The sequence below is a fragment of the Enterobacter sp. MGH 38 genome (assembly GCF_000492855.1).
Lineage (GTDB): Bacteria > Pseudomonadota > Gammaproteobacteria > Enterobacterales > Enterobacteriaceae > Enterobacter > Enterobacter hormaechei_C.
This window is the reverse complement of sequence record NZ_KI535608.1, coordinates 2284361-2301509: the sequence shown is the minus strand read 5'-3', so window position 1 is coordinate 2301509 and position 17149 is coordinate 2284361. Positions and strand designations below refer to the sequence as shown.

Genomic DNA, 17149 nt, shown 5'->3' with positions numbered 1-17149 from the left:
GCGTCATGGAGATGATTTTATTCCGGGATAACACCCGGGCGCAGCAAACCGATATTGTCGCCGTACAGTCGCAGGTGGTGTACGGCAGCGTGGGAAACAGCATCGCGGTGCCGAATATTCGCACCCACCGGCTGAACGTTACCGCCGTGCCGACGGTGCTGTTCAGCAATACGCCACACTACGACACCTTCTACGGCGGGGTGATCCCGGACGAGTGGTTCAGCGGCTACCTGAAGGCGCTGGAAGAGCGTGAGATTTTACGCGCGTTAAAAGCGGTGACAACCGGGTATATGGGCAGTGCCAGCCAGATCGTGCTGCTGGCGCAGTGGCTGAAGGCGATCAAAGTGCAACATCCCGATCTGCTGGTGCTGGTTGACCCGGTAATCGGGGATATCGACAGCGGGATGTACGTGAAGCCGGATATTCCTGAAGCCTACCGTGAACATCTGCTCCCGCTGGCCCAGGGCATTACGCCCAACGTGTATGAACTGGAAGTGCTGAGCGGCAAACCGTGCCGTACGCCGGAGAGCGCCATTGCCGCCGCGCAGGGGCTGCTGTCCAACTCGCTGAAATGGGTGGCTATCACTAGTGCGCCAGTGGCTGACGATCCGCAAAATATCCACGTCGTGCTGGTAAGCGAGGAGGGTGTTACCGTTAGCGCGCACCCGCGCGTAGAGACGGACCTGAAAGGGACGGGGGATCTGTTCTGTTCGGAGCTGGTGAGCGGTATCGTCGGGGGTAAAACCGTGGCCGACGCCATTCGCATGGCGGGCGACAGGGTGACTGACGTGATGATCTATACGCAGTCGAAAGGCTATGACGAGCTTATCCTGCCTGCATAAACAAAAATGGCGCCCGAAGGCGCCATTTTACCGTGCGGCAAGAATTACTTCTTGATGCGGATAACCGGGGTTTCACCCACGGTAACGCTGCCAGACAGTTTGATCAGTTCTTTGATTTCGTCCATGTTGGAGATAACAACCGGAGTCAGGGTAGACTTCGCTTTTTCTTCCAGCAGTGGCAGATCGAATTCAATTACCGGGTCGCCAACTTTAACACGCTGGCCTTCTTCCGCGATACGTTTAAAGCCTTCGCCTTTCAGTTCAACGGTGTCGATACCGAAGTGAACGAACAGTTCGATACCGCTATCGGATTCGATAGAGAACGCATGGTTGGTTTCAAAAATTTTACCGATGGTGCCGTCAACTGGAGCAACCATTTTGTTGCCAGTTGGTTTGATAGCAATGCCATCACCAACGATTTTCTCAGCAAACACTACATCCGGCACGTCTTCGATGTTGACGATCTCGCCGGAGAGCGGAGCAACAATCTCAATAGTTCCGGAGTCTTTCTTGTCATCAGAAACCAGAGATTTCAGTTTATCGAACAAACCCATGATCTTCTCCTAAGCAGTAAATTGGGCCGCATCTCGTGGATTAGCAGATTGTTTTTTCTTCAATGAACTTGTTAACCAGCGTCATTAACTCGTCCGTTGTCGGTTGAGCAAGAGCCTGCTCTGCTAACACCTTCGCATCTTCGAAGTTCGTGTTACGGATAATCTTCTTAATGCGCGGGATGGAAATGGCGCTCATAGAGAATTCGTCCAGACCCATACCCAGCAACAGAAGTGTAGCACGTTCGTCGCCTGCAAGCTCACCACACATGCCAGTCCATTTACCTTCTGCATGAGAAGCATCAATAACTTGCTTGATCAAATTCAGTACGGACGGTGACATTGGCTGGTAGAGATGTGAAATCATATCATTACCACGGTCAACTGCCAGGGTGTACTGCGTTAAATCATTGGTACCGATACTAAAGAAATCAACTTCTTTGGCTAAATGACGCGCAATGGTCGCGGCTGCCGGTGTTTCCACCATCACGCCGATCTCAATGGATTCGTCAAATGCTTTACCTTCGTCGCGCAGTTCCTGTTTGTAGATTTCGATCTCTTTCTTCAGTGCACGCACTTCTTCAACAGAGATGATCATCGGGAACATGATGCGCAGTTTACCGAAAGCGGAGGCACGCAGAATAGCGCGAACCTGGTCACGCAGGATCTCTTTGCGATCCATGGCGATACGCACGGCACGCCAGCCCAGGAACGGGTTCTCTTCTTTCGGGAAGTTCATGTACGGCAGCTCTTTGTCGCCACCGATGTCCATGGTACGGACGATAACCGCCTGCGAGCCGCACGCTTCCGCAACCGCTTTGTACGCTGCAAACTGCTCTTCTTCCGTTGGCAGAGCGTCGCGATCCATGAACAGGAATTCAGTACGATACAGACCCACACCTTCCGCGCCGTTGCGCTCAGCGCCGTCAACGTCACGTACGGTACCGATGTTAGCGCACACTTCAACCTGATGGCCGTCCAGCGTGATGGCTGGCAGATCTTTCAGTTTAGCGAGTTCCGCTTTCTCGGTAGCAACCTGCTCCTGAACGGCGCGCAGTTGCTCGATCACATCGTTAGTTGGGTTGACGTAAACCACGTTGTTTACGGCATCCAGAATCAGATAGTCGTCGTTTTTAACCTGAGAGGTAACGCTACCGGTACCCACGATGGCTGGCAGCTCCAGAGAACGCGCCATGATTGAGGTGTGGGAGGTACGTCCACCTGCGTCAGTAATGAAACCCAGCACCTTGTTCAGGTTCAGCTGTGCGGTTTCAGACGGGGTCAGGTCAGCGGCAACCAGGATCACTTCGTCCTGAATCGCGCTCAGATCGATGATGGCCAGACCCAGGATGTTGCGCAGCAGGCGCTTACCGATGTCACGTACGTCAGCCGCACGCTCTTTCAGGTATTCATCGTCCAGCTCTTCCAGGGCAGATGCCTGACCTTCGATAACTTCATGCGCAGCCGCGTCGGCCGTCATGCCTTTATCTTTAATCAGGGCTATGATTTCCTGCTCCAGCTCCTCATCTTCGAGCAGCATAATGTGCCCTTCGAAGATGGCTTCTTTTTCTTCACCGAAAGTTTCGCCAGCTTTAGTTTTAATCGCTTCCAGTTGCGCAGATGCCTTGGCACGACCGCTCAGAAAACGTTCAACTTCCTGATCAACCTTGTCGGCAGAAATTTTTTTCCGGTCAATGACGATTTCGTCTTCTTTCAGCAGCAATGCTTTGCCGAAAGCGATACCCGGGGATGCTAAAATGCCTGAAATCATAACCCTACCTTACTTGTGACTGATATTGAAAAGAACCCGGTAAACTTACTCGAGTTCAGCCATCAGCTTAACCAGATGCTCAACTGCTTTCTGCTCGTCTTCACCTTCAGCGGAGATGGTAACAACGGTACCCTGAGTCAGGCCCAGAGTTTGCAGCTTGAACAGGCTTTTTGCGCTAGCGCTTTTGCCGTTGGAAGTCACAGTGATTTCAGAAGTGAAGCCTTTCGCTTCTTTAACAAACTGAGCAGCAGGGCGGGTGTGCAGACCGTTCGGAGCGGTAATGGTAACTTCTTGCTGGAACATTGTATTTCCCCAACTTATAGGTTTAGTGTTGTGGAACTAAAGTCTAGCCTGGCGACTTAACTTTAGCCTGTATAGTTAGCGCTGACGTTTCAATCGTCATTAAACATTATGCAGTGAAAGCAAGACTTGAACCAAATCATAAAATCGATTCAGCAGCGCTATTTCGTTCACCGATTAATTTCGCGCATCAAAATAATTGCTGGTTTAAATACCAGACCCAACGGGGTGAAGCAATGCCAGGAGGGGTAAAACTTTGAAGCAGGCCACAAAAAAGCACCTGAAAAGGTGCTTTTTTACGCGTTTTTAACATGCTGGCATCACTGTTGCAGTTCTTTCTCTGTGAAGAGATCGGCAAACAGTGCTGTGCTTAAGTAACGCTCACCCGAAGACGGTAGGATAACCACAATGTTCTTATTGGTAAAGGTTTCGTCTTCCAGCAGTTTGAGCGCTGCCGCAACCGCCGCACCGGAAGAGATACCCGCCAGAATGCCTTCCTCGTCCATCAGGCGACGCGCCGTAGAGATGGCTTCTTCATTGGTGATGGCGACCACTTTATCGATCAGCTTCAGATCGAGGTTGCCTGGAATAAAGCCAGCCCCGATACCCTGGATTTTGTGCGGACCTGGTTTGATCTCTTCGCCTGCCAGCGCCTGAGCGATAACCGGCGAGTCGGTTGGCTCAACGGCAACGGTAATCAGATCTTTTTTACCTTTCGTGCCTTTAATATAGCGAGACACCCCGGTCAGCGTACCGCCGGTGCCTACGCCGGAGATAAACACATCAACCTGACCGTCGGTATCTTCCCAGATTTCCGGGCCGGTGGTTTTCTCATGAATTTCCGGGTTGGCCGGGTTGCTGAACTGCTGGAGCAGCAGATATTTTGCAGGATCGCTGGCGACGATTTCTTCGGCCTTCTGAATCGCGCCCTTCATGCCTTTCGCGCCTTCGGTCAGGACCAGGTTCGCACCCAGCGCTTTCAGCAGCTTACGACGCTCAATGCTCATGGTTTCAGGCATAGTCAGCGTCAGCTTATAGCCACGCGCCGCCGCAACATAGGCCAGAGCGATGCCGGTATTGCCGCTGGTGGGTTCAACCAGCTCAACGCCAGGTTTCAGCACGCCACGCTTTTCAGCATCCCAAATCATATTCGCACCGATACGGCATTTAACGCTGAAGCTTGGGTTACGAGATTCGACCTTCGCCAGAATGCGTCCATTACCGATACGGTTCAGTCGAACCAGGGGCGTATGACCGATAGTCAGCGAGTTGTCTTCATAAATCTTACTCATGGCCTGTCCTTAACTGTATGAAATTGGGATACCGACCCAGCATACCTGTTGAACAGGTATGGGGAAGTAAGGAAATCGCATATCTATATGCTGCAAGGAAATAATGGGGATCAGTATGGAATAAGGGGCGGCATAAGCCACCCCTCTTTTACACATTTTTGCATTACTTCCATAACGCGTGCTTAGCACGGTAGCAGTCCACCCACATCGCCGTCGCGCCGCATACGGCAACGGGCATGATGAACAAATTCAGGAAAGGGATCATGGTGAACAGGCTGGTCAGCGCGCCAAACTGCATATTGGCAACCTTCTGAGTGCGCAGGGCAGTGCGCATCTCTTTAAACGGCACTTTGTGGTTATCGAACGGATAATCACAGTACTGGATAGCGAGCATCCAGGCGCTGAACAGGAACCACAGCACGGGCGCGACCGTCTGTCCAATCCCGGGTACAAAATAAAGGATAAGCAGCACAATCGCCCGCGGCAGGTACCAGGCGAACTTCTGCCATTCACGCTTCATGATGCGGGGGAGATCTTTCACGATCCCCAATACGCCCGTGTCAGGTGGCGTCGCACCGGTCAGGCGCGCTTCAAGCTGTTCGGCCAGCAGACCGTTGAACGGCGCGGCTATCCAGTTTGCTATCGTCGAAAAGAAATAGCCGAAAACCAGCAGCACGGAGATAACCGCAATCGGCCAGAGCAGGGAGTCTAGCCACTGTAACCAGTACGGCACATAGCTCATCAGGGAAGGGATCCACCTTTCCAGTCTGGTGAACAGCCACCAGAAGGCCCCGCCCATCAGAATAATGTTGATCAGTAACGGCAAAATAACGAAGCGTCGAATGCCCGGCAGGGAGACCAGTTTCCAGCCCTGAGAAAAGTACCAGACCCCGCTGCGTGGGGCAGAAGAAGATGTTGAAACCATACCAGGCTGTACTCCTTTTTACACAACCAGTGGAATTGCCCGCCTATATTATCCAGTTACGGGCCAATGACCAGTTCGGAAATGTTCGAAAAACCAGCAAAAAGCACGATTTAGTTCATCTTTATGCTGTGAATGCTCTGCATACACTTGCACTTGACGTAAACGGCAAATACTCTTAGTGAGTAAATGTTTGCCGTGGTGGCAAGGTGTTAGAACAACAGAGAATATAATGATGCAGGATTTGCGTCTGATATTAATCATTGTTGGCGCGATCGCCATAATCGCTTTACTGGTACATGGTTTCTGGACCAGCCGTAAAGAGCGTTCCTCTATGTTTCGCGATCGTCCACTGAAGCGCATGAAGTCCAGTCGTGACGACGATGACGTTGAAGACGACATCGACGGTCTTGACGACGACGGCGTGGGTGAAGTTCGTGTTCATCGGGTCAATACTGCGCCCGGCGCAGCGCATGGAGAGCATGAAGCCCCCCGCGCTCCGCAGCACCAGTATCAACCACCGTATGCCTCTGCCCAGCCGCGCCAGCCAGCGCCGCCGCCAGTGGAAGAACCTGTTCGTCATCCGCCGCACCAGCCTGTGCAACAGCAGCCCGTTGCGCCACAGCCTGTACAGCCGCAACCTGTCCAACAGCCTGCGCAGCCAGTGCATCAGCCACAGCCTGTTCAGCAGCCGCAGCCGGTACAACAACCGCAGCCGCAGCCTGAACCGCCTGCGCCACAGCCCGCCCCGCGCGCTGAGCCAGAGCCGGTTGCAGAGCCAGAACCGGTTGTTGAAAAGCCGCAGCGTAAAGAAGCGGTGATCATTATGAACGTGGCTGCTCATCATGGCACCCATCTGAACGGTGATGTGCTGCTTAACAGCATCCAACAGGCAGGCTTCAAGTTCGGCGACATGAATATTTTCCATCGCCACCTGAGTCCTGACGGCAGCGGTCCGGCGCTGTTCAGCCTGGCCAATATGGTCAATCCAGGCACGTTTGACCCGGAAATGACCGGTGATTTCGTCACGCCAGGCGTTACGATCTTTATGCAGGTGCCGTCCTACGGTGACGAGCTGCAAAACTTTAAGCTGATGCTACAGTCCGCTCAGCACATCGCCGACGAAGTGGGCGGTGTGGTGCTCGACGATCAGCGTCGAATGATGACGCCGCAGAAACTGCGCGAGTATCAGGACCGCATCCGCGAAGTTAAGGAAGCGAACGCGTAATCGTCGCGTTAACTTAACTCCACCTCAACCCCCGCCTGTCGGGGGTTTTTCTCATTGATGGTGCGATATGGACTCAATCGAACAACAACTTACTGAACTGCGAACCACGCTTCGCCATCATGAATATCTCTATCATGTTATGGACGCACCGGAAGTGCCGGATGCGGAGTATGACCGCCTGATGCGTGAACTGCGCGAGCTGGAAGCGCAGCACCCCGAAATGATTACGCCCGATTCTCCAACGCAGCGCGTCGGTGCGGAACCGCTGGGAGCTTTCAGCCAGGTGCGCCACGAAGTGCCGATGCTGTCGCTGGATAACGTGTTTGATGAAGAGAGTTTTCTGGCTTTCAACAAGCGCGTGCAGGATCGCCTGAAGAGCGTCGACAATCTGAGCTGGTGCTGCGAGCTAAAGCTGGATGGTCTGGCCGTCAGTATTCTTTATGAGAACGGCGTGATGGTGCGTGCCGCAACGCGCGGCGACGGCACTACCGGGGAAGACATCACCACCAATGTGCGCACTATTCGTGCGATCCCGCTGAAACTGCGTGGCGATAACATTCCCGCCCGGCTGGAAGTGCGCGGGGAAGTGTTCCTTCCGCAGGCGGGCTTCGAGAAGATCAACGAAGAAGCGCGTCGTACCGGCGGGAAAGTGTTTGCTAACCCGCGTAACGCGGCGGCAGGTTCGCTGCGTCAGCTCGATCCGCGTATCACCGCGAAGCGACCGCTTACTTTCTTCTGCTACGGCGTCGGGATCCTGGAAGGCGGTGACCTGCCAGATACCCACCTGGGGCGTTTAATGCAGTTCAAAGAGTGGGGATTACCGGTAAGCAACCGCGTGCAGCTCTGCGACTCTCCGGAGGCGGTGCTGGCGTTCTATCACAAGGTTGAAGAAGATCGTCCCACGCTCGGGTTTGATATTGACGGCGTGGTGATCAAGGTTAATTCGCTGGCGTTGCAGGAACAGTTGGGATTTGTGGCCCGTGCGCCACGCTGGGCGGTGGCCTTTAAGTTTCCGGCGCAAGAGCAGATGACCTTCGTTCGCGACGTGGAGTTTCAGGTCGGACGTACGGGGGCCATTACGCCTGTGGCGCGTCTGGAGCCTGTGCAGGTGGCTGGCGTGCTGGTAAGTAACGCCACGCTGCATAACGCCGATGAAATTGCGCGTCTGGGGCTGCGAATTGGTGACAAAGTGGTGATTCGCCGCGCGGGTGATGTGATCCCACAGGTGGTTAACGTTGTGGAGTCTGAACGTCCTGCCGACACCCGTGCCATCGAGTTTCCAGCCCACTGTCCGGTATGTGGTTCTGACGTTGAGCGCGTGGAAGGTGAAGCGGTAACGCGCTGTACGGGCGGGTTAATCTGCGGCGCGCAGCGTAAAGAGTCCCTGAAGCACTTCGTCTCCCGCCGGGCGATGGACGTGGACGGAATGGGTGACAAGATTATCGACCAGTTAGTTGAGAAAGAGTACGTCCATACGCCTGCGGACCTCTTTACCCTGACGGCAGGTAAGCTGACCGGTCTTGAGCGTATGGGACCGAAATCTGCCCAGAACATTGTTAACGCGCTCGAGGCGGCCAAAAACACCACCTTTGCCCGTTTCCTTTACGCGCTCGGCATTCGTGAAGTCGGAGAGGCGACGGCGGCAGGGCTGGCGGCGTATTTCGGCACGCTGGACGCGCTGGAGAAAGCCACCATCGACGAGCTACAGAAAGTTCCTGATGTCGGCATTGTGGTCGCCACCCACGTCTTCAACTTCTTCGCCGAAGAGAGCAACCGTGAAGTGATCGGTAAATTACTGGAACAGGGCATTCACTGGCCCGCACCGGTAGTGGTTAATGCCGAAGAGATCGACAGTCCGTTTGCCGGTAAAACGGTGGTGCTGACCGGCAGCCTGAGCCAGCTCTCGCGCGATGATGCGAAAGCGCGCCTGGTGGCGCTGGGGGCAAAAGTGGCGGGAAGCGTGTCAAAGAAAACCGACCTGGTGATTGCCGGGGAAGCGGCCGGTTCGAAGCTGGCAAAAGCGCAGGAGCTTGGCATCGAGGTAATCGACGAAGCGGAAATGATGCGCCTGTTAGGAGAGTGACGTGGAAAAAGAGCAGCTCGTTGAGATCGCCAATACAGAGATGCCGTTCGGTAAATATAAGGGTCGCAGGCTGATTGATTTACCGGAAGAGTATCTGCTGTGGTTTGCCCGTAAGGATGAGTTCCCCGCCGGGCGTCTGGGCGAGCTGATGGCTATCACGTTACTGATCAAAACAGAGGGGCTGACCCAGCTGGTTCAGCCCCTGAAACGTCCTTAAACTTTCGCGGCGTGGGTCTCTTCCTGCGCCAGCTTTTCAGTCTGCGCCTTGTAACGCCGCGCCAGTACCGCACACACCATCAGCTGGATCTGATGGAAAATCATCAGCGGCAACACCATCATCCCAATGACGGACGTCGGGAACAGGATATTGGCCATCGGGATCCCGTTGGCGAGGCTCTTTTTCGATCCGCAAAATACAATGGTGATTTCATCGGCCTTGTTGAAGCCGCATTTGCGGGCCACAAAGACGTTAACCGCGATGACAATGGCCAGCAGAACGATGCTTACCACCACAATAAACAGCAGCGATCCAGCACCCACCCTGTGCCAGATGCCGTTCACCACGGCTTCGCTGAAGGCCGTGTAAACCACCAGCAGAATGGAGCTTTGGTCCGTTTTCCCGATCCATTTTTTATGTTTCGCCACAAACTCCCCAATCCAGGGACGGGATAAGTGTCCGAGCACAAACGGCAGCAGCAGTTGCAGACAAATTTTACCCACCTGCTCCAGATTGCCTTCCGCCCCGTGCATGTTCATCAGCAGACCGACCAGCAGCGGTGAAACAAAGATCCCGAGCAGGCTGGAAGCGGAAGCAGAACAAACCGCCGCCGCGACGTTACCGCCCGCCAGCGAGGTAAAGGCAATTGCAGACTGCACGGTGGCCGGCAAAATGCACAGATAAAGGAAACCGGTATACAGCGCCGGATCGACATTCACCGGAGCCCACCAGGCGAACAGCACGCCCAGAACCGGGAAGAGGATAAAAGTGCTGCACATTACCCACAGATGCAGTCGCCAGTGGCTACCGCCTGCAATAATGGCTTCCCGGGAGAGTTTGGCGCCATGCATAAAGAACAGCAGGGCAATGGCTGCCGTGGTCAGTCCTTCAATAACCGGAACGAAACTGCCCCGCGCCGGGAAGAACGAGGCAAGCAAGACGACACCAATCAGGGTCAGCGTAAACGGATCAAGGATACGAAAAAGTTTCATAATCACTCCTGAAAACAGATGCCGCTATTGTGCTTTCTTCCCTTTGAGAAATAAAATTGATTTATTGCATCCATTCATGAATTAAACAGATGAATTATTCGTTACGTCAGCTTCGCGTTTTCGTCACCGTCGCGCAGGCCCGCAGCTTTAGCCGGGCAGGGGAGATCATTGGCCTCAGCCAGTCGGCGGTGAGCCATAGCGTTAAGGAGCTTGAAACGCAAACGGGCGTGAAGCTGCTCGACCGCACGACGCGAGAAGTGGTGCTCACCGAAGCGGGACAGCAGCTGGCAATGCGTCTGGAGAGGCTGCTGGATGAACTGAACAGTACGCTCAGGGATGTCGGCCGGCTCGGACAACAGCTTTCCGGCACCGTGAGAGTGGCGGCGAGCCAGACGATTTCGGCGCATCTTATTCCCCAGTGCATCGCTGAAAGTATTCACCGCTATCCGGATATTGATTTTGTTTTGCATGACAGGCCGCAGCAGTGGGTACTTGAGAGTATCCGTCAGGGGGATGTGGATTTTGGCATCGTTATTGATCCCGGAGCGGTAAGCGACCTGGAATGTGAAGTGGTACTCTCGGAGCCCTTTTTATTGCTCTGCCGCGATGATGATCCTCTGGCATCGCTGCCGCAGGTGGCCTGGCAGGCCTTGCAGGGGGCAAACCTGGTGTTACAGGATTATGCATCAGGCAGCCGCCCGCTGATAGATGCCGCACTGACCGCGCAGGGTGTTAAGGCAACCATTGTGCAGGAGATCGGGCATCCTGCCACGCTGTTCCCCATGGTCGAAGCGGGGATTGGCATCAGCGTTCTGCCGGCGCTGGCGCTGCCACTGCCGCAGGGGAGTCGTTTAACCGTGAAGCGTTTCGTACCCTGTGTCGAACGCCAGCTGATGCTGGTACGCCGTAAAAACAGGTCTCTTTCCGGCGCGGCGCATGCCTGCTGGGATGTGGTGCGTATGCAGGCCGAACGTTTGATGGAGGCCCGCACACGCGATCCACTTTTTAACGAAACCAATAATCAGATGTAGATATTAATCTTATGTTCTGCGGAGGGCTTATTGATGCCTTCCGCGACTGCCTCACCTTTTTCCTGCTTTGGCATCGCCTCTTCGGCCTGCTGACGCTGCAATTGCGCCAGCTGTGCCTGCAACATAGCCAGCTGAGATTCGAGTAATTCTTGCTGCTTTTGCTTTTCTTCTGCTGTGGCATCACCCATGGCCACTTCTTTGAGCTGCTGAGTGACTTTCGTTATCTGTTTGGTCAGACGGGTGATTTGAGAAGCAATGTCGTTTCCGCCGGAGCTGTTATCTACGCTGCCGATTTCCATCGCCGACAGAGAAACGGGCTTAAGAGTTGTCATATTGAGATCCTTTTCGCCATAAAATAGAGGTATCGGCAAAGAAGGCGTGAGCTTGAGTAAAACAAGCGGTCTGGCTGCAATGGGGATGTGCTATATCGCAGATAGCAAAAAAACGCCTTTAGGGCGCTTTTTTACATTGGTGGGTCGTGCAGGATTCGAACCTGCGACCAATTGATTAAAAGTCAACTGCTCTACCAACTGAGCTAACGACCCGAAATGGTGGGCGATGACGGGCTCGAACCGCCGACCCCCTCCGTGTAAAGGAGATGCTCTACCAACTGAGCTAATCACCCCCGCTGTGTGGAGTCGCATTATAGGGAGAGTTGAAAATGAGTCAACGCATTTTCTAAAGTTTTTATTCGTTCGTCGTAAAATTAGTCAAAACGATCGCAAAACGGACTGTGGCGCATGATTTATAAACAAAAACAGCAATCTCGAACCGGATAAAGTGATCGACATTGAGGAATCGGCCCACAGTGATAGAATATTGCCCATTGTTTTCTTCCCGGAATTTGCCGATTACCGGCATCTTTATAACGTAAGGCCATTTCATGAAAATCAAAACTCGCTTCGCGCCGAGCCCGACAGGCTATCTGCATGTCGGTGGTGCACGTACCGCTCTCTACTCCTGGCTTTTCGCACGTCACAACAAAGGTGAGTTTGTGCTGCGTATTGAAGACACCGATCTGGAGCGCTCAACGCCGGAAGCAATTGAAGCCATTATGGATGGGATGAACTGGCTGAATCTGGCGTGGGACGAAGGCCCATACTTCCAGACCAAACGTTTTGACCGCTATAACGCCGTAATTGACGAGATGCTGGTGGCAGGCACGGCCTATAAGTGTTACTGCTCCAGGGAGCGTCTGGATGCGCTGCGCGAAGAGCAAATGGCAAAAGGCGAAAAACCGCGTTATGACGGTCGTTGCCGCCATGACCACAGCGAGCATGCTGCTGATGAGCCTTGCGTAGTGCGTTTTGCTAACCCGCAGGATGGCTCTGTTATCTTTGATGACCAGATCCGTGGTCCGATCGAATTCAGCAACCAGGAACTGGATGACCTCATCATTCGTCGTACTGACGGATCGCCAACCTATAACTTCTGCGTAGTTGTGGACGACTGGGATATGGAAATCACTCACGTGATCCGTGGTGAAGACCATATCAATAACACCCCGCGTCAGATCAACATTCTGAAAGCGCTGAACGCACCTGTACCGGTATATGCGCACGTATCAATGATCAACGGTGACGACGGTAAAAAGCTGTCCAAACGTCATGGCGCGGTGAGTGTGATGCAGTACCGTGATGACGGCTATCTGCCGGAAGCGCTGCTGAACTACCTGGTGCGTCTGGGCTGGGCTCATGGTGACCAGGAGATCTTCAGCCGCGAAGAGATGATCGAGCTGTTCTCTCTGAACTCGGTCAGCAAATCAGCCAGCGCGTTCAACACTGACAAACTGCTGTGGCTGAACCATCACTACATCAATACCATGCAGCCAGAATATGTAGCGACTTATCTGCAATGGCACATTGAACAGGCAAACATCGATACCCGTACGGGCCCTGAACTGGCGGATCTGGTGAAGCTGCTTGGCGAGCGTTGCAAAACGCTGAAAGAAATTGCTGAAAGCTGCCGTTACTTCTATGAAGAGTTTGACGCGTTCGACGCCGACGCGGCCAAGAAACACCTGCGTCCGGTTGCGCGTCAGCCGCTGGAAGTGGTGCGTGACAAACTCGAAGCCATTACCGAATGGACTGCGGAAAATGTTCACCACGCGATTCAGGCTACCGCTGATGAGCTGGAAATTGGCATGGGTAAAGTCGGTATGCCGCTGCGCGTTGCGGTGACGGGGGCAGGCCAGTCTCCGGCGCTGGACGTGACCGTTCATGCCATCGGCAAATCACGTAGCGTTGCGCGTATCAACAAAGCGCTGGACTTTATTGCTGAGCGCGAAAGCCAGCAGTAATGCTCGTGTAATACAAAAAACGGCAGGGTAACCTGCCGTTTTTTTATGCCTGTTATTCAGCAATACCAAGACGCGTGAGAAAACCCTGCAACCCTTCACGAGCGAGCAACTTGTGCAAACGTTCCTGTTCGACAGTCGTCATGTTTTCCAGCGAGTCGATAATTTGTGGAAGCAGGCTGGATGAGGTTGCCACGCCGTAGTGGGAAGGGCTTTCCGCCACATGGTAAACAGCCCGACGGTTACGAATGGCAGGAAGGCTAATGATGTGCTCCTTAACGTGCGCATCAATACATATCACCCTCGCTCTACCGCCTTTTACACCGTTGATACCTTCCGTTTTCCATCCCTTCTGTCGTATCCAGCGATTAACGGTTTGTCGGGCTACGCCCAGACTGTCCGCCAGCTCTTCCGTGGTCATTTTGCTGCGTAATCTTTTCATATCAGCGTTGGTCGCGAATCCCTAAACGTTGTAACAAGCCGGTAATCCCTTCCCGCAGTAACAGCGATGTCATCTGCTTTTGCTCTTCCGGCGTCATTTCATTCGCCAGCGTCAGGAGCAGGGCATGAAGCGAGCCCTCGTGGTACGTATCTGGCAGTTCCGGCGTCTCTGTTGCCCTGCGCGCGCTGCGAATAAAGTCGCGCACTTTTTCATTGACGTGTACCAGACGCGCCTTGCCACCCTGAACGCCTGGCTTTGGCGATGTAATCCAACCCTCTTTGCGTACCCATTTATTGATGGTCTGTCGGCTATAGCCAGTCAGCAGGGCTAACTCTTCTGGCGTCATTCGTTCCTTGATCATACAATTTCCTGAATATCTGTGGGGTTAATTAGTGGTTCATTTTATAGCACCGTTTTACGTGAAAACGTGACAAGCTTAACTCCTGGCTGCAAGCAGGCTCGCAAAGTGATTCATTTGCATGATTTTTCGGCGGTTGAAAGGCGGAGGTGGAATTTGCCGTTGACACTCTGCGGCGGAATTCATATTATGCCGCCCGTCAACATGACAGCTTTACGACGGGGCTATAGCTCAGCTGGGAGAGCGCCTGCATGGCATGCAGGAGGTCAGCGGTTCGATCCCGCTTAGCTCCACCAAACTCTGAACCCAACAGAGTGCGGTAGGTAAAGTAACATGTGGGGCTATAGCTCAGCTGGGAGAGCGCTTGCATGGCATGCAAGAGGTCAGCGGTTCGATCCCGCTTAGCTCCACCAAAATTTAAACCCTCGTCGCAAGACGGGGGTTTTTTTATATCTTGTAAAATGTTTAGACTCTTTTTGTTGCCAGCAATGTCGTTTTCTATACATCACCTCAACCCAAATCAATAAACAAGTCTATAAATAGACCTGAACTTGATTCGTGCAATTAATAAACCTATTATCCATCCGGTCAATAAGACGATGGTTAAATAGATCACACGGATTAATGAATAGAAAAATTTACAATAATGTAAAAATATTTATGATTGTCCTGGCGTTAAGCCTGATTACGATCCCCTTTTCCCGTTATATCTCCCCGCGCGCTATCGTCAACGAAAATGATGTTTATTTAGCGTGGTTGCCCTTAAGCGCCATGCTCGCCATCGTATTGTTATTTGGACGTCGGGCAATCATTCCTTTACTGATTGGATTTAGTGTTACTAACATTTATTACTTTGATTTAGCATTACTACAATCTTCCGTGTTATTAATTTGTCAGACGTTTGCCGTCTTCGCTGCCTGTGGCGTCATCCGTCTGATGCTGGGCAAACGCTGGCGACACAGCATCCCGAATAAGTACATCGGTATACGTATTTTCTGGCTCGGATTTGTGGTTCCTGTAGGCATCAAATTATCGATGTATCTGGCGGGATATTTATTTGATTTTCCGGTGACAATCTCCTCCTATTTCGGCGAAGGCTCTGCAATTTATAACGTTATCGATATTCAAAGCCTGATTTGTGCCGCCCTGATTTTCACCATGATGTTCTACTACCCGTTAAGAATGATAATTAATCCCCGGTATGCCCGAACATTCTGGCGGCGAAGCGTGAAGCCCCTCTTTTGTCACAAAAAAGTGTTATTTATCGTTGTGTGGCTGATGCTGTTGGTCTCGATGATCGCTATTTTGTGCGCGCCTTTCGAGTCACAGTTTATTGCTGGTTATTTGATGCCAATCGTTTTTATTCTTTTTACCCTGGGGATTGGTCGTCTGAGCTATGCGCTCATCTCTTTACTCTGGGCGGCCTCGGCGCTCATGCTGTTGACCTACAATTATAATTTTCTTAATGGCGTTGAATCGGGCCACTCGCTCTCCTTTATCTTGTCGGTAATGATCTCTTTCGCCATCTGCCTGCTTTACATGTCGCGGATCTATCAGAAAAGTGAATGGCTGAAACAGGGGTGGCAGGAGAGGGCGCTTACCGATCCGCTCACCGGTCTGCCTAACATTCGTGCGCTGGAAGTGTTTTTACAGCACCATCCCGAAGCCAAAATCTGCTGCCTGCGCCTGGATAATCTGGAATTTCTGAGCCGTCATTACGGCATCCTCATGCGTGTACACTGTAAAAAGATGATCACCGCGTCGCTGCAACCGTTATTGCAAAAAGACGAGAAGCTCTTTCAGTTGCCAGGCAGTGAGCTGGTGGTGGTCTTGTTGGGTCCGGGCACGGCTGAACGTCTGCAATATATGGTTGATCATCTGAACAGCCGTAAGATTGTCTGGAACAAGACTGAGCTCGACATTGAGTTTGGCGCCTCCTGGGGCGAAGTGCCGGATGGGGAAAGCCTGCACCACACGCTGGGTCAGCTGAGCTGGCTGTCCGAGCAATCCTGTGGCGGGCATAACGTTCTGGCGTTAACCAACAGTCTGGATGATGTCTCTGGTCAGACGACGGACAGGGTGCTAATGCTGGCCCGCATAAAACGCGCCCTTGATATCGGCGGTCTTCACCTTTACGCCCAGCCAATTCACAACGCGCGCGGAGAAGGGTACTTTGAAATCCTCTCCAGGCTGGAAAGCGATGGCGAGATCATCACCCCTGACCGCTTTATTCCGCTGATTGCTCAGTTTAACCTGAGCCACCGGTTTGACCTGAACGTGTTGGAAAAATTGCTGATGTGGATGCGCAGCCATCCGTCCGGACGTGCAGGAACGCGCTTCTCCGTTAATCTGATGCCGCTGACGCTGATGCAAAATGAGATTGCGGCTGAGATCATCGCGCTTTTTGAACGCTACGCCATTGCGCCGCAAAATATCATCATTGAGATCACCGAGGAACAGGCTTTCTCAGACTCGGGAAGCAGCATCAAAAATATCCAGCAGCTGCGTGATTACGGCTTCCGCATTGCCATAGACGACTTTGGTACCGGCTATGCCAACTTTGAGCGCCTGAAGCGGCTGGAGGCCGATATCATTAAGATCGATGGTTGCTTCGTGAAAGATATCTGCACCGACAGCATGGATGCGATGATCGTGCAGTCCATTTGCAACATGGCAAAAACGAAATCGCTGTGTGTGGTGGCTGAATATGTGGAAACGGCTGAACAACGCGAGATGTTGTTGCGATTTGGCGTAGATTATTTGCAGGGCTATTTGATTGGTAAACCCCAGCCTCTGGCGGCGCTGGAAGCATAAAAAAACCGGG

At 52.8% G+C, this 17149-nt stretch carries 16 protein-coding genes and 4 tRNA genes; 9 read left to right on the top strand and 11 right to left on the bottom strand.

Features of this window, described 5'->3' with window-relative positions:
• Positions 1–5: 5 nt before the first annotated feature.
• Positions 6–842: a pyridoxine/pyridoxal/pyridoxamine kinase gene (pdxK, locus tag L384_RS00780; protein WP_023325017.1), complete on the top strand. Its 837-nt coding sequence runs from the start codon at positions 6–8 to the stop codon at positions 840–842.
• A 44-nt stretch (positions 843–886) separates the two neighbouring features.
• Here the strand turns inward: pdxK and crr are convergent, their stop codons facing one another.
• The 5 genes from crr to cysZ form a co-directional block, all read right to left on the bottom strand.
• Positions 887–1396 (bottom strand): PTS glucose transporter subunit IIA, encoded by a 510-nt coding sequence (gene crr, locus L384_RS00785; protein ID WP_003861316.1) that lies wholly within the window; start codon positions 1394–1396, stop codon positions 887–889.
• Between the two features lie 40 nt (positions 1397–1436).
• Positions 1437–3164, bottom strand: a complete 1728-nt coding sequence (ptsI, locus tag L384_RS00790; RefSeq protein WP_023314613.1) for a phosphoenolpyruvate-protein phosphotransferase PtsI — start codon at positions 3162–3164, stop codon at positions 1437–1439.
• A 45-nt stretch (positions 3165–3209) separates the two neighbouring features.
• Positions 3210–3467 carry a phosphocarrier protein Hpr gene (gene ptsH, locus L384_RS00795; protein WP_000487600.1) on the bottom strand — a complete coding sequence of 86 codons (258 nt, stop codon included), beginning with the start codon at positions 3465–3467 and terminating at the stop codon, positions 3210–3212.
• A gap of 317 nt (positions 3468–3784) precedes the next feature.
• Positions 3785–4756 (bottom strand): cysteine synthase A, encoded by a 972-nt coding sequence (gene cysK / locus L384_RS00800; protein WP_006811453.1) that lies wholly within the window; start codon positions 4754–4756, stop codon positions 3785–3787.
• Between the two features lie 163 nt (positions 4757–4919).
• Positions 4920–5681 carry a sulfate transporter CysZ gene (cysZ, locus tag L384_RS00805; RefSeq protein WP_023325016.1) on the bottom strand — a complete coding sequence of 254 codons (762 nt, stop codon included), beginning with the start codon at positions 5679–5681 and terminating at the stop codon, positions 4920–4922.
• Between the two features lie 229 nt (positions 5682–5910).
• Here cysZ and zipA point away from each other — a divergent pair, with 229 nt between their 5' ends.
• The 3 genes from zipA to L384_RS00820 all read left to right on the top strand — a co-directional run bounded on the left by zipA (position 5911) and on the right by L384_RS00820 (position 9206).
• Positions 5911–6906, top strand: coding sequence for a cell division protein ZipA (gene zipA / locus L384_RS00810; RefSeq protein WP_003861325.1), 996 nt, complete (start codon positions 5911–5913; stop codon positions 6904–6906).
• A gap of 67 nt (positions 6907–6973) precedes the next feature.
• Positions 6974–8989: an NAD-dependent DNA ligase LigA gene (gene ligA, locus L384_RS00815; protein WP_032628337.1), complete on the top strand. Its 2016-nt coding sequence runs from the start codon at positions 6974–6976 to the stop codon at positions 8987–8989.
• Position 8990: 1 nt separating this feature from the next.
• Positions 8991–9206 carry a DUF3820 family protein gene (locus L384_RS00820; protein WP_003861328.1) on the top strand — a complete coding sequence of 72 codons (216 nt, stop codon included), beginning with the start codon at positions 8991–8993 and terminating at the stop codon, positions 9204–9206.
• Here L384_RS00820 and L384_RS00825 read toward each other — a convergent pair.
• Positions 9203–10198 (bottom strand): bile acid:sodium symporter family protein, encoded by a 996-nt coding sequence (locus tag L384_RS00825; RefSeq protein WP_003861330.1) that lies wholly within the window; start codon positions 10196–10198, stop codon positions 9203–9205. The two genes, L384_RS00820 and L384_RS00825, sit on opposite strands and share 4 nt — an antisense overlap.
• Positions 10199–10287: 89 nt before the next feature.
• On the opposite strand from L384_RS00825, the gene L384_RS00830 reads away from it, so the two are divergent.
• On the top strand, positions 10288–11229 hold the full coding sequence (locus L384_RS00830; RefSeq protein ID WP_023325014.1) for a LysR family transcriptional regulator: 942 nt from the start codon (positions 10288–10290) through the stop codon (positions 11227–11229).
• Here the strand turns inward: L384_RS00830 and L384_RS00835 are convergent.
• From L384_RS00835 to L384_RS00845, 3 genes are all read right to left on the bottom strand, one after another.
• Entirely contained in the window at positions 11220–11561 is a 342-nt protein-coding gene (locus L384_RS00835; protein ID WP_023314607.1) for a FlxA-like family protein, read from the bottom strand. The genes L384_RS00830 and L384_RS00835 overlap by 10 nt on opposite strands.
• Positions 11562–11698: 137 nt before the next feature.
• Positions 11699–11774: transfer RNA gene (locus L384_RS00840), tRNA-Lys, on the bottom strand.
• 4 nt (positions 11775–11778) lie between these two features.
• A tRNA-Val gene (locus L384_RS00845) sits at positions 11779–11854 on the bottom strand.
• Positions 11855–12112: 258 nt separating this feature from the next.
• Between L384_RS00845 and gltX the strand changes: the two genes are divergently transcribed.
• Positions 12113–13528 (top strand): glutamate--tRNA ligase, encoded by a 1416-nt coding sequence (gene gltX / locus L384_RS00850; RefSeq protein ID WP_023325013.1) that lies wholly within the window; start codon positions 12113–12115, stop codon positions 13526–13528.
• A gap of 52 nt (positions 13529–13580) precedes the next feature.
• Here the strand turns inward: gltX and L384_RS00855 are convergent, their stop codons facing one another.
• On the bottom strand, positions 13581–13967 hold the full coding sequence (locus L384_RS00855; protein WP_017383469.1) for a YfeC-like transcriptional regulator: 387 nt from the start codon (positions 13965–13967) through the stop codon (positions 13581–13583).
• A 1-nt stretch (position 13968) separates the two neighbouring features.
• Positions 13969–14328: a YfeC-like transcriptional regulator gene (locus L384_RS00860; RefSeq protein ID WP_003861339.1), complete on the bottom strand. Its 360-nt coding sequence runs from the start codon at positions 14326–14328 to the stop codon at positions 13969–13971.
• Between the two features lie 217 nt (positions 14329–14545).
• Here L384_RS00860 and L384_RS00865 point away from each other — a divergent pair.
• The 3 genes from L384_RS00865 to L384_RS00875 all read left to right on the top strand — a co-directional run bounded on the left by L384_RS00865 (position 14546) and on the right by L384_RS00875 (position 17139).
• Positions 14546–14621: transfer RNA gene (locus L384_RS00865), tRNA-Ala, on the top strand.
• A 41-nt stretch (positions 14622–14662) separates the two neighbouring features.
• Positions 14663–14738, top strand: a tRNA-Ala gene (locus L384_RS00870).
• Between the two features lie 211 nt (positions 14739–14949).
• Positions 14950–17139 carry an EAL domain-containing protein gene (locus L384_RS00875; RefSeq protein ID WP_032628335.1) on the top strand — a complete coding sequence of 730 codons (2190 nt, stop codon included), beginning with the start codon at positions 14950–14952 and terminating at the stop codon, positions 17137–17139.
• Positions 17140–17149 lie beyond the last annotated feature (10 nt).

What these genes read in the sequence shown, in the direction of transcription:
- ptsH (WP_000487600.1), bottom strand. Translation starts at nt 3,467, where the DNA reads ATGTTCCAGCAAGAAGTTACCATTACCGCTCCGAACGGTCTGCACACC.
- pdxK (WP_023325017.1), top strand. Translation starts at nt 6, where the DNA reads ATGGAGATGATTTTATTCCGGGATAACACCCGGGCGCAGCAAACCGAT.
- L384_RS00875 (WP_032628335.1), top strand. Translation starts at nt 14,950, where the DNA reads ATGAATAGAAAAATTTACAATAATGTAAAAATATTTATGATTGTCCTG.
- cysZ (WP_023325016.1), bottom strand. Translation starts at nt 5,681, where the DNA reads ATGGTTTCAACATCTTCTTCTGCCCCACGCAGCGGGGTCTGGTACTTT.
- L384_RS00825 (WP_003861330.1), bottom strand. Translation starts at nt 10,198, where the DNA reads ATGAAACTTTTTCGTATCCTTGATCCGTTTACGCTGACCCTGATTGGT.
- L384_RS00855 (WP_017383469.1), bottom strand. Translation starts at nt 13,967, where the DNA reads ATGAAAAGATTACGCAGCAAAATGACCACGGAAGAGCTGGCGGACAGT.
- L384_RS00835 (WP_023314607.1), bottom strand. Translation starts at nt 11,561, where the DNA reads ATGACAACTCTTAAGCCCGTTTCTCTGTCGGCGATGGAAATCGGCAGC.
- gltX (WP_023325013.1), top strand. Translation starts at nt 12,113, where the DNA reads ATGAAAATCAAAACTCGCTTCGCGCCGAGCCCGACAGGCTATCTGCAT.
- zipA (WP_003861325.1), top strand. Translation starts at nt 5,911, where the DNA reads ATGATGCAGGATTTGCGTCTGATATTAATCATTGTTGGCGCGATCGCC.
- ligA (WP_032628337.1), top strand. Translation starts at nt 6,974, where the DNA reads ATGGACTCAATCGAACAACAACTTACTGAACTGCGAACCACGCTTCGC.
- L384_RS00860 (WP_003861339.1), bottom strand. Translation starts at nt 14,328, where the DNA reads ATGATCAAGGAACGAATGACGCCAGAAGAGTTAGCCCTGCTGACTGGC.
- crr (WP_003861316.1), bottom strand. Translation starts at nt 1,396, where the DNA reads ATGGGTTTGTTCGATAAACTGAAATCTCTGGTTTCTGATGACAAGAAA.
- ptsI (WP_023314613.1), bottom strand. Translation starts at nt 3,164, where the DNA reads ATGATTTCAGGCATTTTAGCATCCCCGGGTATCGCTTTCGGCAAAGCA.
- cysK (WP_006811453.1), bottom strand. Translation starts at nt 4,756, where the DNA reads ATGAGTAAGATTTATGAAGACAACTCGCTGACTATCGGTCATACGCCC.
- L384_RS00830 (WP_023325014.1), top strand. Translation starts at nt 10,288, where the DNA reads ATGAATTATTCGTTACGTCAGCTTCGCGTTTTCGTCACCGTCGCGCAG.